Raw genomic sequence first — 16180 nt, forward strand, 5'->3', positions numbered from 1 at the left:
CTTTAATATGATTTATAGGGTGATATCAAGACCTAAATTGAAACGTCTTACGGTAGGATAGGCGCCACCACGTGGATCTCCGCTAAAGTTTGATTCGCGGTCATCCAGCATCTTGGTCCATAACAGCAGGTTATTGCCGTTAACAAAAATGCGACACGTTTTAAGCCCTAGCTTGCTTACATAATTGGTGGGCAGGCTGTAACCAATTTCGGCGTTCTTTAAGCGTATGTACGATGCGTCATAATAGTAACGGGTACCATCGCCACCAAAGGCGTCTAACACCGTCCAGCGGGGTGGAGGCACCTCGCCGCCGCCATCCTGTAAGTACCAAAAAGGTTTTTCTACAAAAACTACGTTGCTTTTCCCTTGGTAGTCTGGAAATATTACCTCGCGGGTTACATTGTTTACGGCGTAAAATTGTACAAATAAGCTCAGGCGCTTCCATTCAAAACCCAACGAAGCGTTGTAAGTATTTTGCGGATTGGATGTATAACCGAAAGGCGCCCTGTCTTTATCGTCAATAATACCATCGGCGTTATAGTCAACAATGTTATAATCGCCGGGCAACCTGTTTTGGTTGTTAGAAAGCCGGGCTGTGCTGCCATAAATATCATCCCAACTTTTAATAAATCCGTTATCAATATAGGTTCTGGTTTGCCCAATAGCATAGCCTGCCTGTTTCTGATAAGCTGGAGTCAGTTCAGGGTCATCACGGAAAATGGTTTTATTTTCGGCATGGGTAACAGCGGTATTAGCCCATATACGGATGTTATTGTTAAAGGTGTGGGTTAGCCTAAGTTCAACTTCGTAACCTTTGCTAATAACTTCACCTAAATTGGCCCTTGGCGCATTTAGGCCAAAGCCATAAAAAGAAGGAATAGCACGGGCTCCGCCGTTAACCATCACATCGGTTCTTCTGTCCCTGAAAACATCCACGTTGCCCGATATTTTTCCTTTCAGGAAACTATAGTCGACACCCAGGTTGCGCTTTTCAACGGTTTCCCATGATAGGTTGGGGTTACCCATAGTGCCCACCCGGTAAATAGTATAGGGTGTAGCAATGGCAGGGCTACCCATTGGGGTGTTACCGGTGTACTGATAGGCATCTCTAAAAGGCCAGCGCGCACCACCCAGGTTATCATCACCAATTTTACCCCATGAGCTGCGAATCTTCAATAAATCAACAAACGCCAGATTTTTCATGAATTTTTCATTACTAAGCGTCCAGCCTAACGAGAGTGAAGGGAAGAAGGCAAATCGATAGTCGGGCCCAAATTGCTCTGAACCGTTATAAGCGCCATTGGCTTCTAACAGGTACTTAGCTTTGTAAGCATAAGTAACCCTGAAAACCCAATCTTCCCTAAAAGTGGGAAATGCGCCTCCGCGTGCAGTTCTCTGCCGTTGCATCAGGCCCATGGCAGTTACATCATGATCGCCAAACATGCGGGCATAGTTTAACTGAAACTGGTAGTTTACGTTGCGGTAGGTAGCCGCCCTGTCTACCTCTCCCGGAGCAACAGACCAAGCAATCGCATCAGTGAAATCAAACTGTGTACCTGTGTTTCTGCTCTGTTCGTAAGAAGCAAAACCGGTAGAAGGGCTTATCCATTTACGTTGGGCTGGGTTGTTTTGATCATTAATGCCACGTCGCCTTTCCAGAAAGCTATTGTCCAGCGAGAGGCTCGATCTGAAGCTAAGGCCCTTTGTTATCATATCCAGCTGTTGCTGCAAAATAAAGTCGGTGGTGAGCTGTGTTGCCGTGCGTTTTTCTACGCCCGAAAAAGCCAGCCAAAACGCGGCATTGGGTTGGTCCTGAATTGCAGAGGGAAAGTAGCCATAAGTACCGTCTGAATAAAAAGGGCGGAAAGAATCCGGCGCTGTACGGTAAGCCGATGACCAGAAAGCCTGTTCCCCATCGGCCATGTTATAAGGTAGTTGGCGAACACCGTTTGATCCAAATAACTTAGTGGAGAATTTGGTAGTCTTGGTAAGGTTAAAATCAAGATTACTTCGAACGTTGGTACGGTTATAACCAAAGTTTGACTCATATCCGCGGCTGTTAGGAAAGGTCTTAAACAAATCGCCTTCACGTACAAGATCGATGCCTGCAAAATAAGTGACAAACTTTGAGCCTCCTGAAACATTAGCCGCCGTATTGTAAGACATGGCCTTATTTCTAAACAACTCGTCTTCCCAATTTACATTGGGGTAACGGTCCCATTCTTCTGCATTTGCTGGGTTGCGGTATTTGTCAATTATTAATTTTGGAGTATAGCCCGACCATACGTTCGGATCTACTATTGATTCTCTTTCAATAATCCGGTTTTTTATCATCAAGGCATCATACGAATCATATTTTTCAGGAAGCCTTGAGGCTACTTTTGCTGTTACATTTGACCGTATTTGAATTTGTGGTTTTCCTTCTACGCCACGTTTAGTAGTAACCAGTATTACTCCGTTGGCACCTCTTACCCCATAAACAGCTGTTGCAGAGGCGTCTTTCAGAACCGAGATGCTTTCTACAGAAGAAATATCAAGCGAACTGATGGAGCGTTCAATCCCATCCACCAAAATAAGCGGCGAACTATTATTCCAGGAACTTTGCCCACGAATGAGAATCTGCGGGTCTTCGCTACCCGGCATGCCAGTAGAAGATGTGGTGACAACGCCCGGCAAATTTCCGGTTAATGCCATGCCCAAATTGGTAACGCCGCCTGTACGTTCTAATACTTTACCGGTTGTTTGGGTAATAGCGCCCACAACGCTGGTTTTCTTTTGCTGGCCATACCCTACTACAATTACCTCGTTCATGGCTTTTGTTTCACCATCGAGCACAACATTGATAGGAGAATTACCCGAAACACTTACCTCCTTGGTGAGCATGCCTACATAAGAAACAACAAGAACTGTAGTGCCACTAGGGACAGCAATGGTGAATTTTCCGATTGCATCCGACATCGTTTTTCTGGCGTTGCTACCTTTGGTCGCAATCACCGCACCGATCACCGGCTCTCCGCCTTTATCGGTAACCGTTCCTCTCAGCGTTACGCTGTTTTGGGCCTGCGTTCCCAAAGCCTTAAAAAGCAGAAGCAAGACCAGAAAAGAAATCTTTGAAAATCGCTTTTTTGTATTTTTAATGATGATCATTTCCTTGAGAATGAATAAGTAATGGTTTTTACTAATTGGTTGGTGAATTTTTTACTGGCGTAATGCGCCTTACCAAACATCGATGTGGTTTGAGTAAGGCATCCAGTTAACTAAACTTATCGCACTCTGTTGTCTATTATAATACCCTCTCCATCAGGCCCAACCGGCAGGCCATTTTTTGAATCGGAACAAAGGGTTTCTAATAATTTGATTGGAGAAGTAAACCTGTTACCATATACGGCTCAATATTTCTGGTTTCGTAATTGATTAGTTAGTTAAAAAATTCATTGTTAGCAGCTACAACTTTATAGCTGCGCACAGGTAGGCTACGTCGGTGTTCTCATGACGATCGAGGTTTAATCAGTAATTGGTTATGTGTTCGAGCAAAAGGAAAGGCAGAAGTAATTGCCCCGGTTTATAACATGCTGTTGAACAAATCAAATTTATCAGCCTGAATCATGAAAAAGTTACGCTGTCGTTGAAAAAGATAGCATAAATGTCAATTGTACACTAAAAATATTTACGCGCTTGTGTTTTTGTAATATTCTGATTGATAAGAGTTTGTGGTAATCGTAAAAGCGCTTGTAAAGAAACGAATGATTGTTTGCGTCATTTTGCTATGACGCAACAATAAAGTTGTTTGGCAATGTTGAAAATTGATATGAGGCGCTTAAATGCTATTAATAATTAAAGCATTAATGCAAAGCTGCGGCATTTTAATATGGCCGTTTAGTTATATATCAAGGCAGGGTTTGCTGAAAGTAAGATTACTGTAACAGCGCTAGGGCCTGCGGCGTAAGGCTGCGGAATTGGACTTTTGTGACGTTTAAGCTAACTGGTTAACACTTGTTGAATATGGCGTTCAATTAGTTTATGCATGGAAATTACTCTTTAAAATATCTCGCTTTTAAGGCATGTTTTCTTTTTCTACTGTCCATTGGGCGTCGTTGGATAGTTCGGGTAATCGTATTGGCTGTTGTCCGATTTTTAAAGATACTTTAAGTCAACTCAACCTAAACGGATAACGGTAATGTTGCAGATCGCCTTTACACATCTTTCCTATTATTTTGAACAATTGCCATACGTTACGAGTGCTTCATCAACTACTTTAGCCGGTAACCAACATAATCATAAACTTAAAACCGATTCATGGATCTGAAAACAAAAAGCATTTTGTTAAGCTGTTTTGGGGTGTTGTTATTTTCAACCTCGTTGCTGGCTCAAAACCCTGTTATTCAAACCCATTATTCACCCGATCCGGCACCGCTGGTGCATAACGGTACTGTTTACGTATACACAGGCGACGACATTCCAGGTTATGATTTTTATTACATGACCAAATGGCGGGTGCATTCATCAAACGATATGGTGAACTGGACAGACCATGGTTCTCCAATTGCGCTCGAGTCTTTCTCATGGGCAAGAGACCGCGCATGGGCTGCCCAGTGTATAGCACGTAACGGTAAGTTTTACTGGTACATATGTGCGCAAACTACTGCAAACAATATGGCAATAGGCGTCGCCGTATCAGATAAGCCAACAGGGCCTTTTCGGGATGCCTTAAATAAGCCGCTTATTACTACAGGCAATTGGTCAAACATTGATCCTACCGTTTATATTGATGATGATGGGCAAGCTTACCTTTACTGGGGCAACGGTAGTTTATACTACGTAAAACTAAATACTGATATGATTTCCTATTCGGGTGAGATTATGCAGGTACCGCAAACAGCAGAGAGCTTTGGTGGCGTAAGGCGTGCCAGGAATGCTAACGGGCAGAACGGCAGCGAAACTGCACAAAATAAAGATATGTATGTAGAAGGGCCCTGGTTTTATAAGCACGCCGGCAAGTATTATCTTATGTATGCAGGAATGGGGAAGGGCGGAGAGACGCTGTCATACACCATGAGCGATAAGGCCACAGGACCGTGGAAATACCAAGGCAGAATCATGGCCGATCAGCCTGCCAATAGTTTTACTAATCATGGTGGCATTATTGATTTTAAGGGCAAGTCTTATTTGTTCTACCATACCGGTTTATTGCCGGGTGGTGGCAGTTACGGACGCTCAACTGCAATAGAAGAGTTTAAGTACAACCCAGATGGAACAATACCGGTGGTAAAAATGACGAAAGCAGGTGTTGGGCCTGTTGGTTTATTAAATCCTTACAAAAGGACGGAAGCAGAAACCATCGCTTGGGCCGAAAAGTGTAGTATAGATGAGAATAAGGCTACAGGTGTTTATGTCTCCAAAATACGCACGGGTGGTTATATCAAAGTACGTTCGGTAGATTTTGGGAGTAACTCGCCCCGAAACTTCTCTGCTAACATTGCTGCAGGCCTGGATGGAGGCATATTAGAAGTACGTGCAGATAGCCTTACCGGAATAAAACTGGCTAATATTAGTGTACCGCGTACAGGAGGCTGGACAATGTGGAAACAACTTTCATCCGCTGTTGATACAGCTGTAACCGGCGTGCACGATATTTACTTCGTTTTTAAGGGCCAGAATATAACAGCCGGGAGAGAACTTTATAATTTTGATTATTGGAAATTTGAACACTAACCACTAAGTTGCATATAACTTAAAATCGCTTACTGTTTTTCGGGCCGTTTGTTGAGCAATAAGCGGTAAGGTTAATCTGCAATACCGGTTATTTGGTAACCTGGAGCCCCTGCATATTGCCTAGAAAAGCTGGCACAGGAGGCTGATTTCAGAGTTCATATTTAACAGTTAAACCCTATTTACAAAATGCGTTTTTTATATGTTTCCGGCTTGAAGCTATTGTTAATAGCCGCCTTGATATGCTATTATATGCAAACTAATGCGCAGTCCGGTCTTCAGACAGGCGTAGGTTTTCCTGCCGAAATTGAAAACCCTGAGATTACCGGTATCGGTAAGGAACCGCATCATGCTACACTGATGCCTTATGCAAACCTGCAGGAGGCTTTGCGAGCTAAGCGGCACGCTTCTTCTTTTAGCAGGAGCCTGAACGGGCTATGGAAATTCAATTGGGTGCCCACGCCGCAATTACGTCCTATTAACTTTTATAACCCTGAGTTTGATGTTTCGTCCTGAAAAGAGATCCCTGTACCATCAAATTGGGAAGTTGAAGGATATGGAACTCCTTTTTACCGCAATTTGGGATACACCATTAAAAAAGATTTCCCGCACGTTATGAGCGAGCCGGATCAAAAATATACGGCATTTAAGGAGCGCAACCCGGTAGGAAGTTACCGAAGAGAGTTTGAGGTTCCAGCAGAGTGGGCTGGCCGGCGGCAGTTTATTACGTTCGACGGTGTTGACTGCGCCTTTTTTTTATGGGTGAACGGCAAAAAGGTGGGCTATAGTGTGAACAGTAGAAATGCAGCTGAGTTTGATGTTACCACGTTATTGAAACCAGGGAAAAATATGATTGCTGTTGAGGTTTATCAATATAGTTCGGGCACTTGGCTTGAAGATCAGGACATGTGGCGATTACATGGTATTTTTCGGAACGTAACTTTGTGGAGTGCCCCGCAAGTGCACATTCGTGATTTTTTTGTTCAAACCGACCTCGATAAAGAGTACCGGGATGCCACTATAAATGTTTCTGCTATCATTAAAAATTATAGCGAGAAAGGTGCCGTGAGCCAGGTAGTTACAGCAACGCTCTACGACCGGAACGGGAAAGAAATAGCCAGGGGCAATGCCAATGGGCACCGGCTTAATGCTAAGCAGGAAGAATCTTTGCAGTTAAAATTGCAGCTTGCCAATCCAGATAAGTGGACTGCTGAAACGCCCAATCTTTATACTTTGGTGTTGTCAGGTTCATCCGGAGAAATTCTTTCTACAAAAGTTGGCGTTCGCAAGATCGAGATTAAGGGCAGGGTTTTTATGGTAAACGGTGTGCCTATTAAGCTAAAAGGTGTAAACCGTCATGAACATTGGTCGGACGTAGGGCATGCGATTACCGAAGAGCAGATGATCCGCGATCTGCAAATCATCAAGCAAGGAAACTGCAACCATGTTCGCACTTGTCATTACTCGGACGACCCACGCTGGTATGAACTATGTGATGAATGGGGCATTTGGTTGGTTGCCGAGGCGAACATGGAATATCATGGGTACGACAAAAAATTTGATGAGGAACCAACCATAAAAGCGGCCATTGTTGACCGTAATGTAGCTAACACTCAAAATTTTAAAAACCACCCTGCAGTTATTATCTGGTCGTTGGGTAATGAAGGGGGTAATGGTGGATCAAATGTAAGGGCTGCCCTTAAAGCTGTTAAAGCAATAGATAGTACCCGCTTTGTTCACTATGAAAGGTTTGGCACCGGAAAAAATAATCCGGCCGACTTGGATGGCAGAATGTACGGCACTGCCGAAGACTATGCCAACGTTGCCAGGAATAAGGAGCTGACCAAACCATTTTATATTTGCGAATTTGTACATGCAATGTTCAACTCTATGGGTTCATTGGAAGAGTATTCGCAGGTATTTGATAATAATGCCGAAATATTAGGTGGAGCAATATGGGAGTTCCAGGATCAGGGGTTATGGAACAAGCGCGATCCAAAACATCCCATACTGGCTTACGGCGGGGGCTTTGGCGAATACCCTAACGATCACTACTTTATTCATAAAGGTGTTGTAGCCTGGGACCGGAAGACCGTTAAGCCTCACTTTCCTGAAATGAAGAAGGCTTTTCAATGGATAGAAACACAGCTGGCGGATCCGGCTAACGGAACCATACGAATCAAAAATAAATACCAGTTCATCTCACTCGACGGTTTCGACGCTTCGTGGAGCTTAAGCGAAAACGGGCTCGAAATAGCAAAAGGAAAGCTTAAGTATCGACCCATTAACGCCCGGAGTACGGGGTCTGCCAATGTTCCTTATAAAATCGAACATCCCAAAGCCGGCGCTGAATACTTTTTGCGCATATCTTACACACAAAAGGAAGCTACGCTGTGGGCTGATAAAGGCTTTGAAGTGGCTTCTGCACAGTTTAAGCTACCTGTTTACACGCCGCCTGTTAACACAATAGCAGATGTTCATCCGCTTAAATTAGAAGAGAACGTACAGGGTATTGTGCTTTCCGGTAATCAGTTTTCGGTAAGTTTCAGTAAAAAAACAGGGTTCATTAATCAAATTAATAAGGCAGGGGTCCCCTTGCTTGCTCCAAATGGCTCGCCACGTTTGCACCTGTGGCGTGCTGCCCACAGGAACGACGATAATTGGGCTTTTGATATGTGGGAGCGATTTGGCGTAACTACGCTTAATTATAAGTTGGTGAGCATTAAGGCTGAGCGCGTAAGCAATGCCGCTGTAAAAGTTACTGCAGTTACCCATGCTGATGGAAAGGAAGGTTTTGGCGTATACCATACTGCAACTTACCTGGTTAAAGGGAGCGGAAACATAGTAGTAGATAACCAGGTGTCTTTTGTTGGGCTGCGAATTAACCTTGCCAGAATAGGCGTGCGTGTTTTGTTTGATAAGAGCTTTGACAAGATGGCCTTTTATGGACGTGGTCCGTTCGAAAACTATGCTGATCGTAAAAGCGCCGCTGACGTGGGAATTTACGAAATTGGTGTAAATGATCAGTATGAATATGAAAAACCCATGGAGCGTGGCAATCACGAAGAAGTTAGATGGGCTTCTTTCAGCGGTAAGGGCAAACCGCCCGTATTAATCCAGGCTGATGAAAAACTAATGCAGGTAGCGGCGCTTCCACATACCGATGAGCAGATGTATCCGGTAGAATATAAAATTGATCTTCCGGCAAGCACTGCAACTGTAGTTTGTATATCTACTAAAACGCTTGGTGTGGGCTCAGCCAGTTGTGGCCCGCGTCCTTTGGAATCTTTTCAGGTTTTTTCAGAGCCTACGCGTTTTTCATATACAATTAAACTATAAAATAATGTATTAGTTAAAGTAGCACCTCGGTAATCGGCAGTTGTAATTCAAGCTTTCCAAACTCATCGGGTCTCTGTTTGACTATTATAGCAATCATATTATTCAAAGTCGAAAAAAGATAGCGAAGTCCAAGCATCTTTATTTTAATGTATGCAACTTAATTTGAAGGTATACAGCCAGTAGTTTAAGTAAATGTACTCATGAAGGTATACTTGAATTATTAAAGAGCAATACGTGGCTGACTTTTTGCAAGGTATACGTCAAAACATCAGCAACTATGGAAAGCATTGGAAAAGCATCATTAAAGAGTAAAGAACAGGTTATAAATGATCTTAATGAGATCCTGAATCTTGTAAATGATGGTAAAGAGGGGTATCAGTCAGCAGCAGAAGCAACTGAAAATCCGGAGCTACAAGCATTATTTCTGAAGCTCTCAGGAGAACGGATTGTTTACGCAGCAGAGCTGAAAGAGCATATCGCCACGCATGGAGAGGATGCTGATAATGAAAATGGCGGTTTACTGGGTGGGTTACACCGTACCTGGTTAACTATAAAACAAGCATTAAGCAGCAAGGAGGACAAAGCTATTTTAAATGCTATTACCACCGGTGAGAAAGCCGCTATAGAAAAATACAACGAATGCATAGCTGACTATGCAGATCATGCAGACCACCTGACACTGCTAACCGAGCAGCGCGACGGCATAAAAGCCGCACTGGTTGAGATTGAGAAGCAGATCATTCAACAAGGTGCATAAAAAAAAGGGTTGCTTGAAAGCAACCCTTTTTTTTATGTTTTTCGGTACAAGGAATGAAAACGCGTAACGGCCTTAAAATGGTAAACACAAGTGTTGCTACCACCTCCATAACGGTAAAGTTCTTTAACTGGGCAAAGTGTTTATGATAAAACTTACTCATTATACGCATAGTCAGTGTACATTAGATGTATGAGCGTTCAACCATAATCTTTCTCAAGGTATCAGGTGGTTTGACGATAGCCAATTATATAAGTGATTAATCCACTTGTCATTTGTAGTCGTATTGTTCAGGCCATAACCGTGCCCACCAGCCTGGTATATATGTATTTCGGCCTTAACTCCATGTGCGGATAACGATTTAAAATAGTTAATGCTATTTCCTACCGGTACTACTTTGTCGTTGGCACTATGAATCAGAAATGCCGGAGGTGTATTATCAGTTACCTGCATTTCGTTAGAATATTCCTTGGTCTTCTCTGCACTGGCATTTTCACCAATAAGCGCTTTTTTCGACCCTTTGTGTAACAAGCTGTCCTGAAAGCTAATGACAGGGTAAACTAATATCGAGAAATTTGGCCTTAAACTTATACTGTCGGGGTTCGCTATCAGTGCTTTTTGGTAATGAGTGGATAAAGTTGACGCTAAATGACCACCTGCCGAAAATCCGGCAATACCTATTTTGTCGGGTGCTATGTGCCACTCGGCCGCGCGCTGCCTTACTATTTGTATAGCCCTTTGTGCATCCTGTAGTGGCCCAATCTCTTTATTCTGCATGGTCTCATCGTTAGGTAGTCGATATTTTAAAACAAACGCGGCAATCCCCCGGGTATTCAACTCACGGGCAACATTACGTCCTTCATCATTTACTACCAAGTAAGAGTAACCACCGCCTGGGCAAATAATAACTGCGGTTCCGTTTGCTAAAGCTGCATCTGGTAAATAGGCTGTAAGTGTAGGAAAAACTACTTTACTTACCTTGCCGCGCTTAACGGTAGTGTCATTAACCTCGCGTATACTACTCTCTTTGGCATTGGGCACAATTTTATAAAGTGGCACAACGGTTTGAGCCTTTGCATTAAGTAAATTAAGCAAAAGGCCTAGTCCAAGCATCATAATTGGTAATCTTCTCATTTTATATAACTGGATATACCACGAAAATAATAAATTAATATGTAGTACATAAATATTTATAATGAATTAGTTAACTTTGATTATCAAGCACCTGCTTGAATTTCTTAATCAATCCATTAACCAATTTGAAACCGATGAGAAAAATGTATCACCCAGTGTCACACCTTATGTTGGCACTTACCATCTCTTCCTGTATGTTAGTAACGGCATGCAGCAAAAAAAACCAGTTACCCGAAAAGTTGCCTGCAGATAATATCGTAGACGCCAAGACCGAAAATGATGTAACTGACCCGCCTCCGTTTTTTACTATATTTCCCGAATCAGGAAATACCACCTATCACAGCTATCGCATTCCGGCTATCATCCGCTCAAAAAACGGTGTTTTAATCGCTCTTGCCGAAGCACGAAAGAACAGTGATGATGATTGGGGCGATATCGACATTGTTTGCAGAAGGCTGTTAAAAACATCTACTGATGAAGTAAAGCCTGGAATAACAAACGCAGAGTGGACTTCGCAAACCGTTATTGCCGGTAACAACAACGTTGTACTGGACGATATTCCTAATGTACCCTCAGATGCGGTAGCCGAAAGCTACAGTAACCAGGGTACTTTTGGTAACCCTACGCTGGTAACAGATCAAACTACCGGCCGCGTATGGTTGTTCATGTCATTTAACGATAAGGATCATTGTCAAAGCTGTAATAAAGTTGCAGGCGATGGTACGTATGACCAGTATAGTAATGTAACTAAATATGGCGATCGCAGGCTTTTTTTATGTTACAGCGACGACGATGGCGCAACCTGGTCTACACCGGTTGACATGACCCAGGAGTTAACGCCAAACACTTATAAGTGGGATGCCGTAGGACCAGGGATTGGTATCCAAAAGCGGTTTGTGTCTCTCGAGAATACTTTGATAATCCCGGCAAATGGAAGAAATCTGTACAAAACGCCTACAGGCTCTTGGAGCTATGCTACCGTTCCGAGCGGAACAAGCGAAAGCACTATTATAGAAAGGCCTGACGGCAAATTATTAAGAAACGATCGTAAGGCACCTGCACCAGATATAACCGATTTAGCTAACAGATACAGGCAAACGTCAGCTTCTACTGATTTGCTCAACTGGACAGCACCTTTTCAGAACAACACTAAGTTAATGGATCCGATCTGCCAGGCGTCTATATTAAGATATACCGATGGCTCTACTACCAACAAAAGCCGGGTAATGTTCATGAACTCCAATCATCAAACCCAACGAAGACATCCGGCTATAAGAATTTCGTATAACGAAGCGATAGATTGGCCTATAATACGTTCAATACCCAATAACGGGTCGGGTATTCTTGGCGGCTATACCAGTTTAGTAAAAACAGCCGATAACATGACCGGAGCTTTAATTGAGTATAATTCCACTACATCCATGAATATTCAATATCATAAAATTAGCCTAGGCTGGATATTGAACGGTAACCCGGAACCGTAAATACGATATATGCAACACAAAAACAAAGAGGAGCTTACATAAGCTCCTCTTTGTTTTTATAAGTAAATTAGTGAAGGGCAATGCGCATCATAACCTTAGCGGTTTTATTACAAGCTGTTAGTAACTCTTTTATGCACTACATAAATAACGTAGAATTTTTAGCTCTGTAAAAAAGATACCAGTACCTTTGTAAATCGCACGGGTAATAGAGAACAAAACCATTTAAGCATTAACTATCACTATGGTTATTCATAACAATTTAAGTAAAGACATAGAGCGGGTACCAACAGATACTATGGCCGATGTAGTAGAGCTCCGTTTACGGGATTATTTTAAGAGGAAATCTTTTAAACCGGGCGATGCACTGCCAAAAGAACTTGAACTGGCTGAAGCTTTAGGTGTAAGCCGTAATGTTGTTAGAGAAGCGCTAAGCAGATTGCGAATGCTGGGTATGATTGAGTCGAAAAAGAAAAGGGGAATGATATTATCCAGCCCAGACATACTTGGCGCTTTCGAGCGTATACTCGATCCGCTGATTATGACTGAAGATGCACTGAAGGATCTTTTTGAGTTACGTCTTGTATTGGAGATGGGACTTGCCGATATCCTGTTCATCAATGTTACCGATAAGGCTATCAATGAGCTCGAACAAATTGCAAAGAGTGAAGTTCATGCACCGATGGAATTCAGGATTAAAAATGAGATTGCATTTCACGGCAAACTGTATGAAATTGCAGGCAATGATACGCTCAAGCGCTTTCAGATCATGCTGTTACCTGTTTTTGGATTTGTTATTAAAATGGAAAAAGAGGTTACCTACGGCAAGGTAACGCACCGCGATTTAGTTGAGCTGCTAAAAAAAGGTAATAAAGATGATTTTAGGCAGGGAATGTATGAGCACTTGAAACCCCATTTTGACAGGTTGAAAAAATAACCTTTTTATGTACTACATAATGATTTAATAATTACATTTGTTTAAACGGTATTCTACCGGCATAACCAATTATTGTCAAATGAAATCATTAATCAAGAGTGCAATGTGGCGTAAAGCATTGCCTATCTGTTTTGTAGTATTGCTGGTTTTAATAAAACCAGGTTATTGTTTTGTAAAAGACAGCGTAGCAATAAACCACATTTACAAAGCAGGGGAGGGTGGCTATGCCTGTTTTAGGATACCGGCACTAATAACAACCACAAATGATGCGTTATTGGCATTTGCCGAAGCCCGCAAAGCTGATTGCGGCGATTCGGGCGATATAGATCTCGTTGTAAAAAGATCTGATAATGGGGGCAAGACGTGGGGGGCCATGCAGTTGGTTTGGAGTGACTCGACTAATACCTGCGGCAACCCTGTACCCATCGTGGACCGAACCAACGGGCATATTGTGTTAATCAGTACCTGGAATTTGGGCACTGATCATGAAAAAGATATTATAGCCGGTACCAGCAAGGATGGGCGCCGGGTTTATGTGTTACAATCTGACAACCAGGGCAAAAGCTGGTCCAAACCCCGCGAAATCACCTCTTCTGTTAAAATGACCAACTGGACCTGGTATGCTACAGGACCCTGCCACGGCTTGCAAATAGAAAACGGCCAGCACAAGGGCAGGTTGGTTGTTCCTGTTAATCATATAGAAGCGCCTTCTAATAAGAATTTTTCTCATACCATTTATTCGGACGATCATGGGGCAACCTGGAAGTTAGGCAGCAACACCCCACAGGATATGATGAATGAGACGACTTTGGCAGAAATTAGTGGTAGCCGCCTGATGCTTAACATGCGCAATGCAAACCGTAGCATACGCACCCGAAATACGAGTACAAGTACCGATGGGGGGCAAACCTGGAGTAATGTAAGAAATGACAGCGTGCTGGTTGAACCTATTTGCCAGGGGAGCTTGCTTAACTTCAACATCCGCAAAAAGCCGGTGCTGCTGTTTATTAACCCTGCAAACAAAGCGAAGCGCATGAATTTAACACTGCGCATGAGTTACGATGACGGGCAAACCTGGCCCGTTTCAGAAATAATTTATCCTGGCCCATCTGCCTATTCAGACATTTCCATTTATAAGAATAAAAATGTGGCTGTATTGTATGAGTGTGGCGTCGCTAAACCTTACGAAGGCATTGCTTTTAAAGTAGTTAGTAAGTTTTTAAACAAGCCATAAAATATAGAGCACAGGTCGCAATGCTTTAAGCTTTTACAAGCTGAGCATAGCAAACTGATTAAAACTTTATTCTAAGCTCATTATTTTATGAAATGTATAGTAAGCTGTTACCTACGCCTATTTAGGTATGGTAACGTAAAGTTCTTCCTAACCTTTTGCTGTTGTTTATCTGTTCTGCCTTCATTCGCGCAGCAGAAGAAAAATGTATTGTTTATTGTGGTAGACGATTTTCGGCCTGCGTTAGGATGTTACGGCGACCGCGTAGCCGTATCGCCTAATATTGACAGGTTGGCCGCCATGGGTACCATTTTTAAATCAGCGTATTGCCAGCAGGCTGTATGCGCACCTTCCAGAGCATCGTTCATGACCGGAAAGAAGCCTGATCATACTAAGGTGTGGAATTTAACCACACATTTTAGAAAAGCGCTGCCCAATGTGATAACCATGCCTGAGTACTTTAAAAGTAACGGCTACTACGCACGGCAAATTGGCAAGATTTATCATGATCCTAAAGCTGCCCAGGATGCCCGTTCATGGAGTGTTCCGGAGCTATTTGCTGTTACCACAAACCTGGGCAAGTATGTTTTGGATTCTAATTTAGTACGGGCACCCAAAGCTAACGCAGCAGAGGCGGCCAATGTAGCTGACAGCGCTTATATTGATGGTATGGTAGCTAATGCCGCTATAAAGGAGTTGCAGTTGGTGCAAAAGAAGCCTTTCTTTTTGGCTGTTGGCTTCAGGCGGCCTCACTTGCCTTTTAGTGCGCCGCTTAAGTATTGGAATAACAATGCCGGCAAGGTATTCCCTTTATCAACTGATACTGCTGCGGGTTTGCATGTGCCCAGGTATTCCATACACCATTCAGTTGAGTTAAGAGGATATCAGGATATTCCGGATTTAGGGCCAATAAATAAGGAACTATCAGCCGAGTTAATTAAGGGATATTATACAGCCGTGTCGTTTACTGATGAGCAAATCGGAAAAGTGCTTAGTGAGCTTAGTCGGCTCAAACTTGATCAAAGCACTATAGTAGTAATATTAAGTGATCATGGCTTTCATTTGGGCGAGCACGGTATGTGGGGTAAAACAACCAATTCAAAAATTGACACACGTGTACCACTTATTATTTACGATCCTTCACAAACAAAAGCACCGCGAGCAACGGTAGCAACAGTTGAGTTGGTTGACTTGTATGCTACATTATCTGATTTGTGCGGATTGCCCATTCCCAAAACCGATGGGCAAAGCTTTGCTAATATTATAAAAGGAAAACCTTACTTAGGAAGGGGCATGGCCTTTAGTCAGTTTCCCGACGACATGAAATTTGACCAGCAGCCTAAGGTTATGGGTTATGCCATTCATAACAACCGTTTTGGTTACACAGAGTGGATAGATGTGCCTACCGGTAAAGTGCTGGCGCAGGAATTATACGATTACCACGCAGACCCTGCTGAAAATGCCAACGTAGCAGCAAAGCCTAAATACCGCCGGCAAGTGGCGTTTTTCCATCAACAAGTAGATTTATACCGTAAATAAACACCGGCTGATTAAGAGATTACAGAAAAATAAATTTATTTATTATGTACTACATA

General features: G+C 42.9%; 10 protein-coding genes. 8 read left to right on the forward strand and 2 right to left on the reverse strand.

Features of this window, described 5'->3' with window-relative positions; genetic code table 11:
* Positions 1 to 12 precede the first annotated feature (12 nt).
* A complete protein-coding gene (locus tag ABDD94_RS01270; RefSeq protein ID WP_345954355.1) occupies positions 13 to 3072 on the reverse strand; it encodes a TonB-dependent receptor in 3060 nt (1019 codons plus the stop codon).
* Between the two features lie 1224 nt (positions 3073 to 4296).
* On the opposite strand from ABDD94_RS01270, the gene ABDD94_RS01275 reads away from it, so the two are divergent.
* The 4 genes from ABDD94_RS01275 to ABDD94_RS01290 all read left to right on the forward strand — a co-directional run bounded on the left by ABDD94_RS01275 (position 4297) and on the right by ABDD94_RS01290 (position 9805).
* Positions 4297 to 5712 carry a glycoside hydrolase family 43 protein gene (locus tag ABDD94_RS01275; RefSeq protein ID WP_345954356.1) on the forward strand — a complete coding sequence of 472 codons (1416 nt, stop codon included), beginning with the start codon at positions 4297 to 4299 and terminating at the stop codon, positions 5710 to 5712.
* Between the two features lie 186 nt (positions 5713 to 5898).
* Positions 5899 to 6225, forward strand: coding sequence for a hypothetical protein (locus ABDD94_RS01280; protein ID WP_345954357.1), 327 nt, complete (start codon positions 5899 to 5901; stop codon positions 6223 to 6225).
* Between the two features lie 63 nt (positions 6226 to 6288).
* A complete protein-coding gene (locus ABDD94_RS01285) occupies positions 6289 to 9048 on the forward strand; it encodes a glycoside hydrolase family 2 TIM barrel-domain containing protein (protein WP_345954358.1) in 2760 nt (919 codons plus the stop codon).
* Between the two features lie 277 nt (positions 9049 to 9325).
* On the forward strand, positions 9326 to 9805 hold the full coding sequence (locus ABDD94_RS01290; RefSeq protein WP_345954359.1) for a PA2169 family four-helix-bundle protein: 480 nt from the start codon (positions 9326 to 9328) through the stop codon (positions 9803 to 9805).
* Between the two features lie 213 nt (positions 9806 to 10018).
* On the opposite strand, the gene ABDD94_RS01295 is transcribed toward ABDD94_RS01290, so the two are convergent.
* Positions 10019 to 10936 carry an alpha/beta hydrolase gene (locus tag ABDD94_RS01295; RefSeq protein ID WP_345954360.1) on the reverse strand — a complete coding sequence of 306 codons (918 nt, stop codon included), beginning with the start codon at positions 10934 to 10936 and terminating at the stop codon, positions 10019 to 10021.
* A 194-nt stretch (positions 10937 to 11130) separates the two neighbouring features.
* Here ABDD94_RS01295 and ABDD94_RS01300 point away from each other — a divergent pair, with 194 nt between their 5' ends.
* From ABDD94_RS01300 to ABDD94_RS01315, 4 genes are all read left to right on the forward strand, one after another.
* A complete protein-coding gene (locus tag ABDD94_RS01300) occupies positions 11131 to 12420 on the forward strand; it encodes a sialidase family protein (protein WP_352432883.1) in 1290 nt (429 codons plus the stop codon).
* Between the two features lie 241 nt (positions 12421 to 12661).
* Positions 12662 to 13354, forward strand: coding sequence for a GntR family transcriptional regulator (locus ABDD94_RS01305; RefSeq protein WP_345954362.1), 693 nt, complete (start codon positions 12662 to 12664; stop codon positions 13352 to 13354).
* 79 nt (positions 13355 to 13433) lie between these two features.
* On the forward strand, positions 13434 to 14588 hold the full coding sequence (locus tag ABDD94_RS01310) for a sialidase family protein (protein ID WP_345954363.1): 1155 nt from the start codon (positions 13434 to 13436) through the stop codon (positions 14586 to 14588).
* Between the two features lie 216 nt (positions 14589 to 14804).
* Positions 14805 to 16124, forward strand: a complete 1320-nt coding sequence (locus ABDD94_RS01315) for a sulfatase (RefSeq protein WP_345954364.1) — start codon at positions 14805 to 14807, stop codon at positions 16122 to 16124.
* The last annotated feature ends 56 nt before the right edge of the window (positions 16125 to 16180 follow it).

The sequence above is a fragment of the Mucilaginibacter sp. PAMB04168 genome (assembly GCF_039634365.2).
Classification (GTDB): Bacteria; Bacteroidota; Bacteroidia; order Sphingobacteriales; family Sphingobacteriaceae; genus Mucilaginibacter.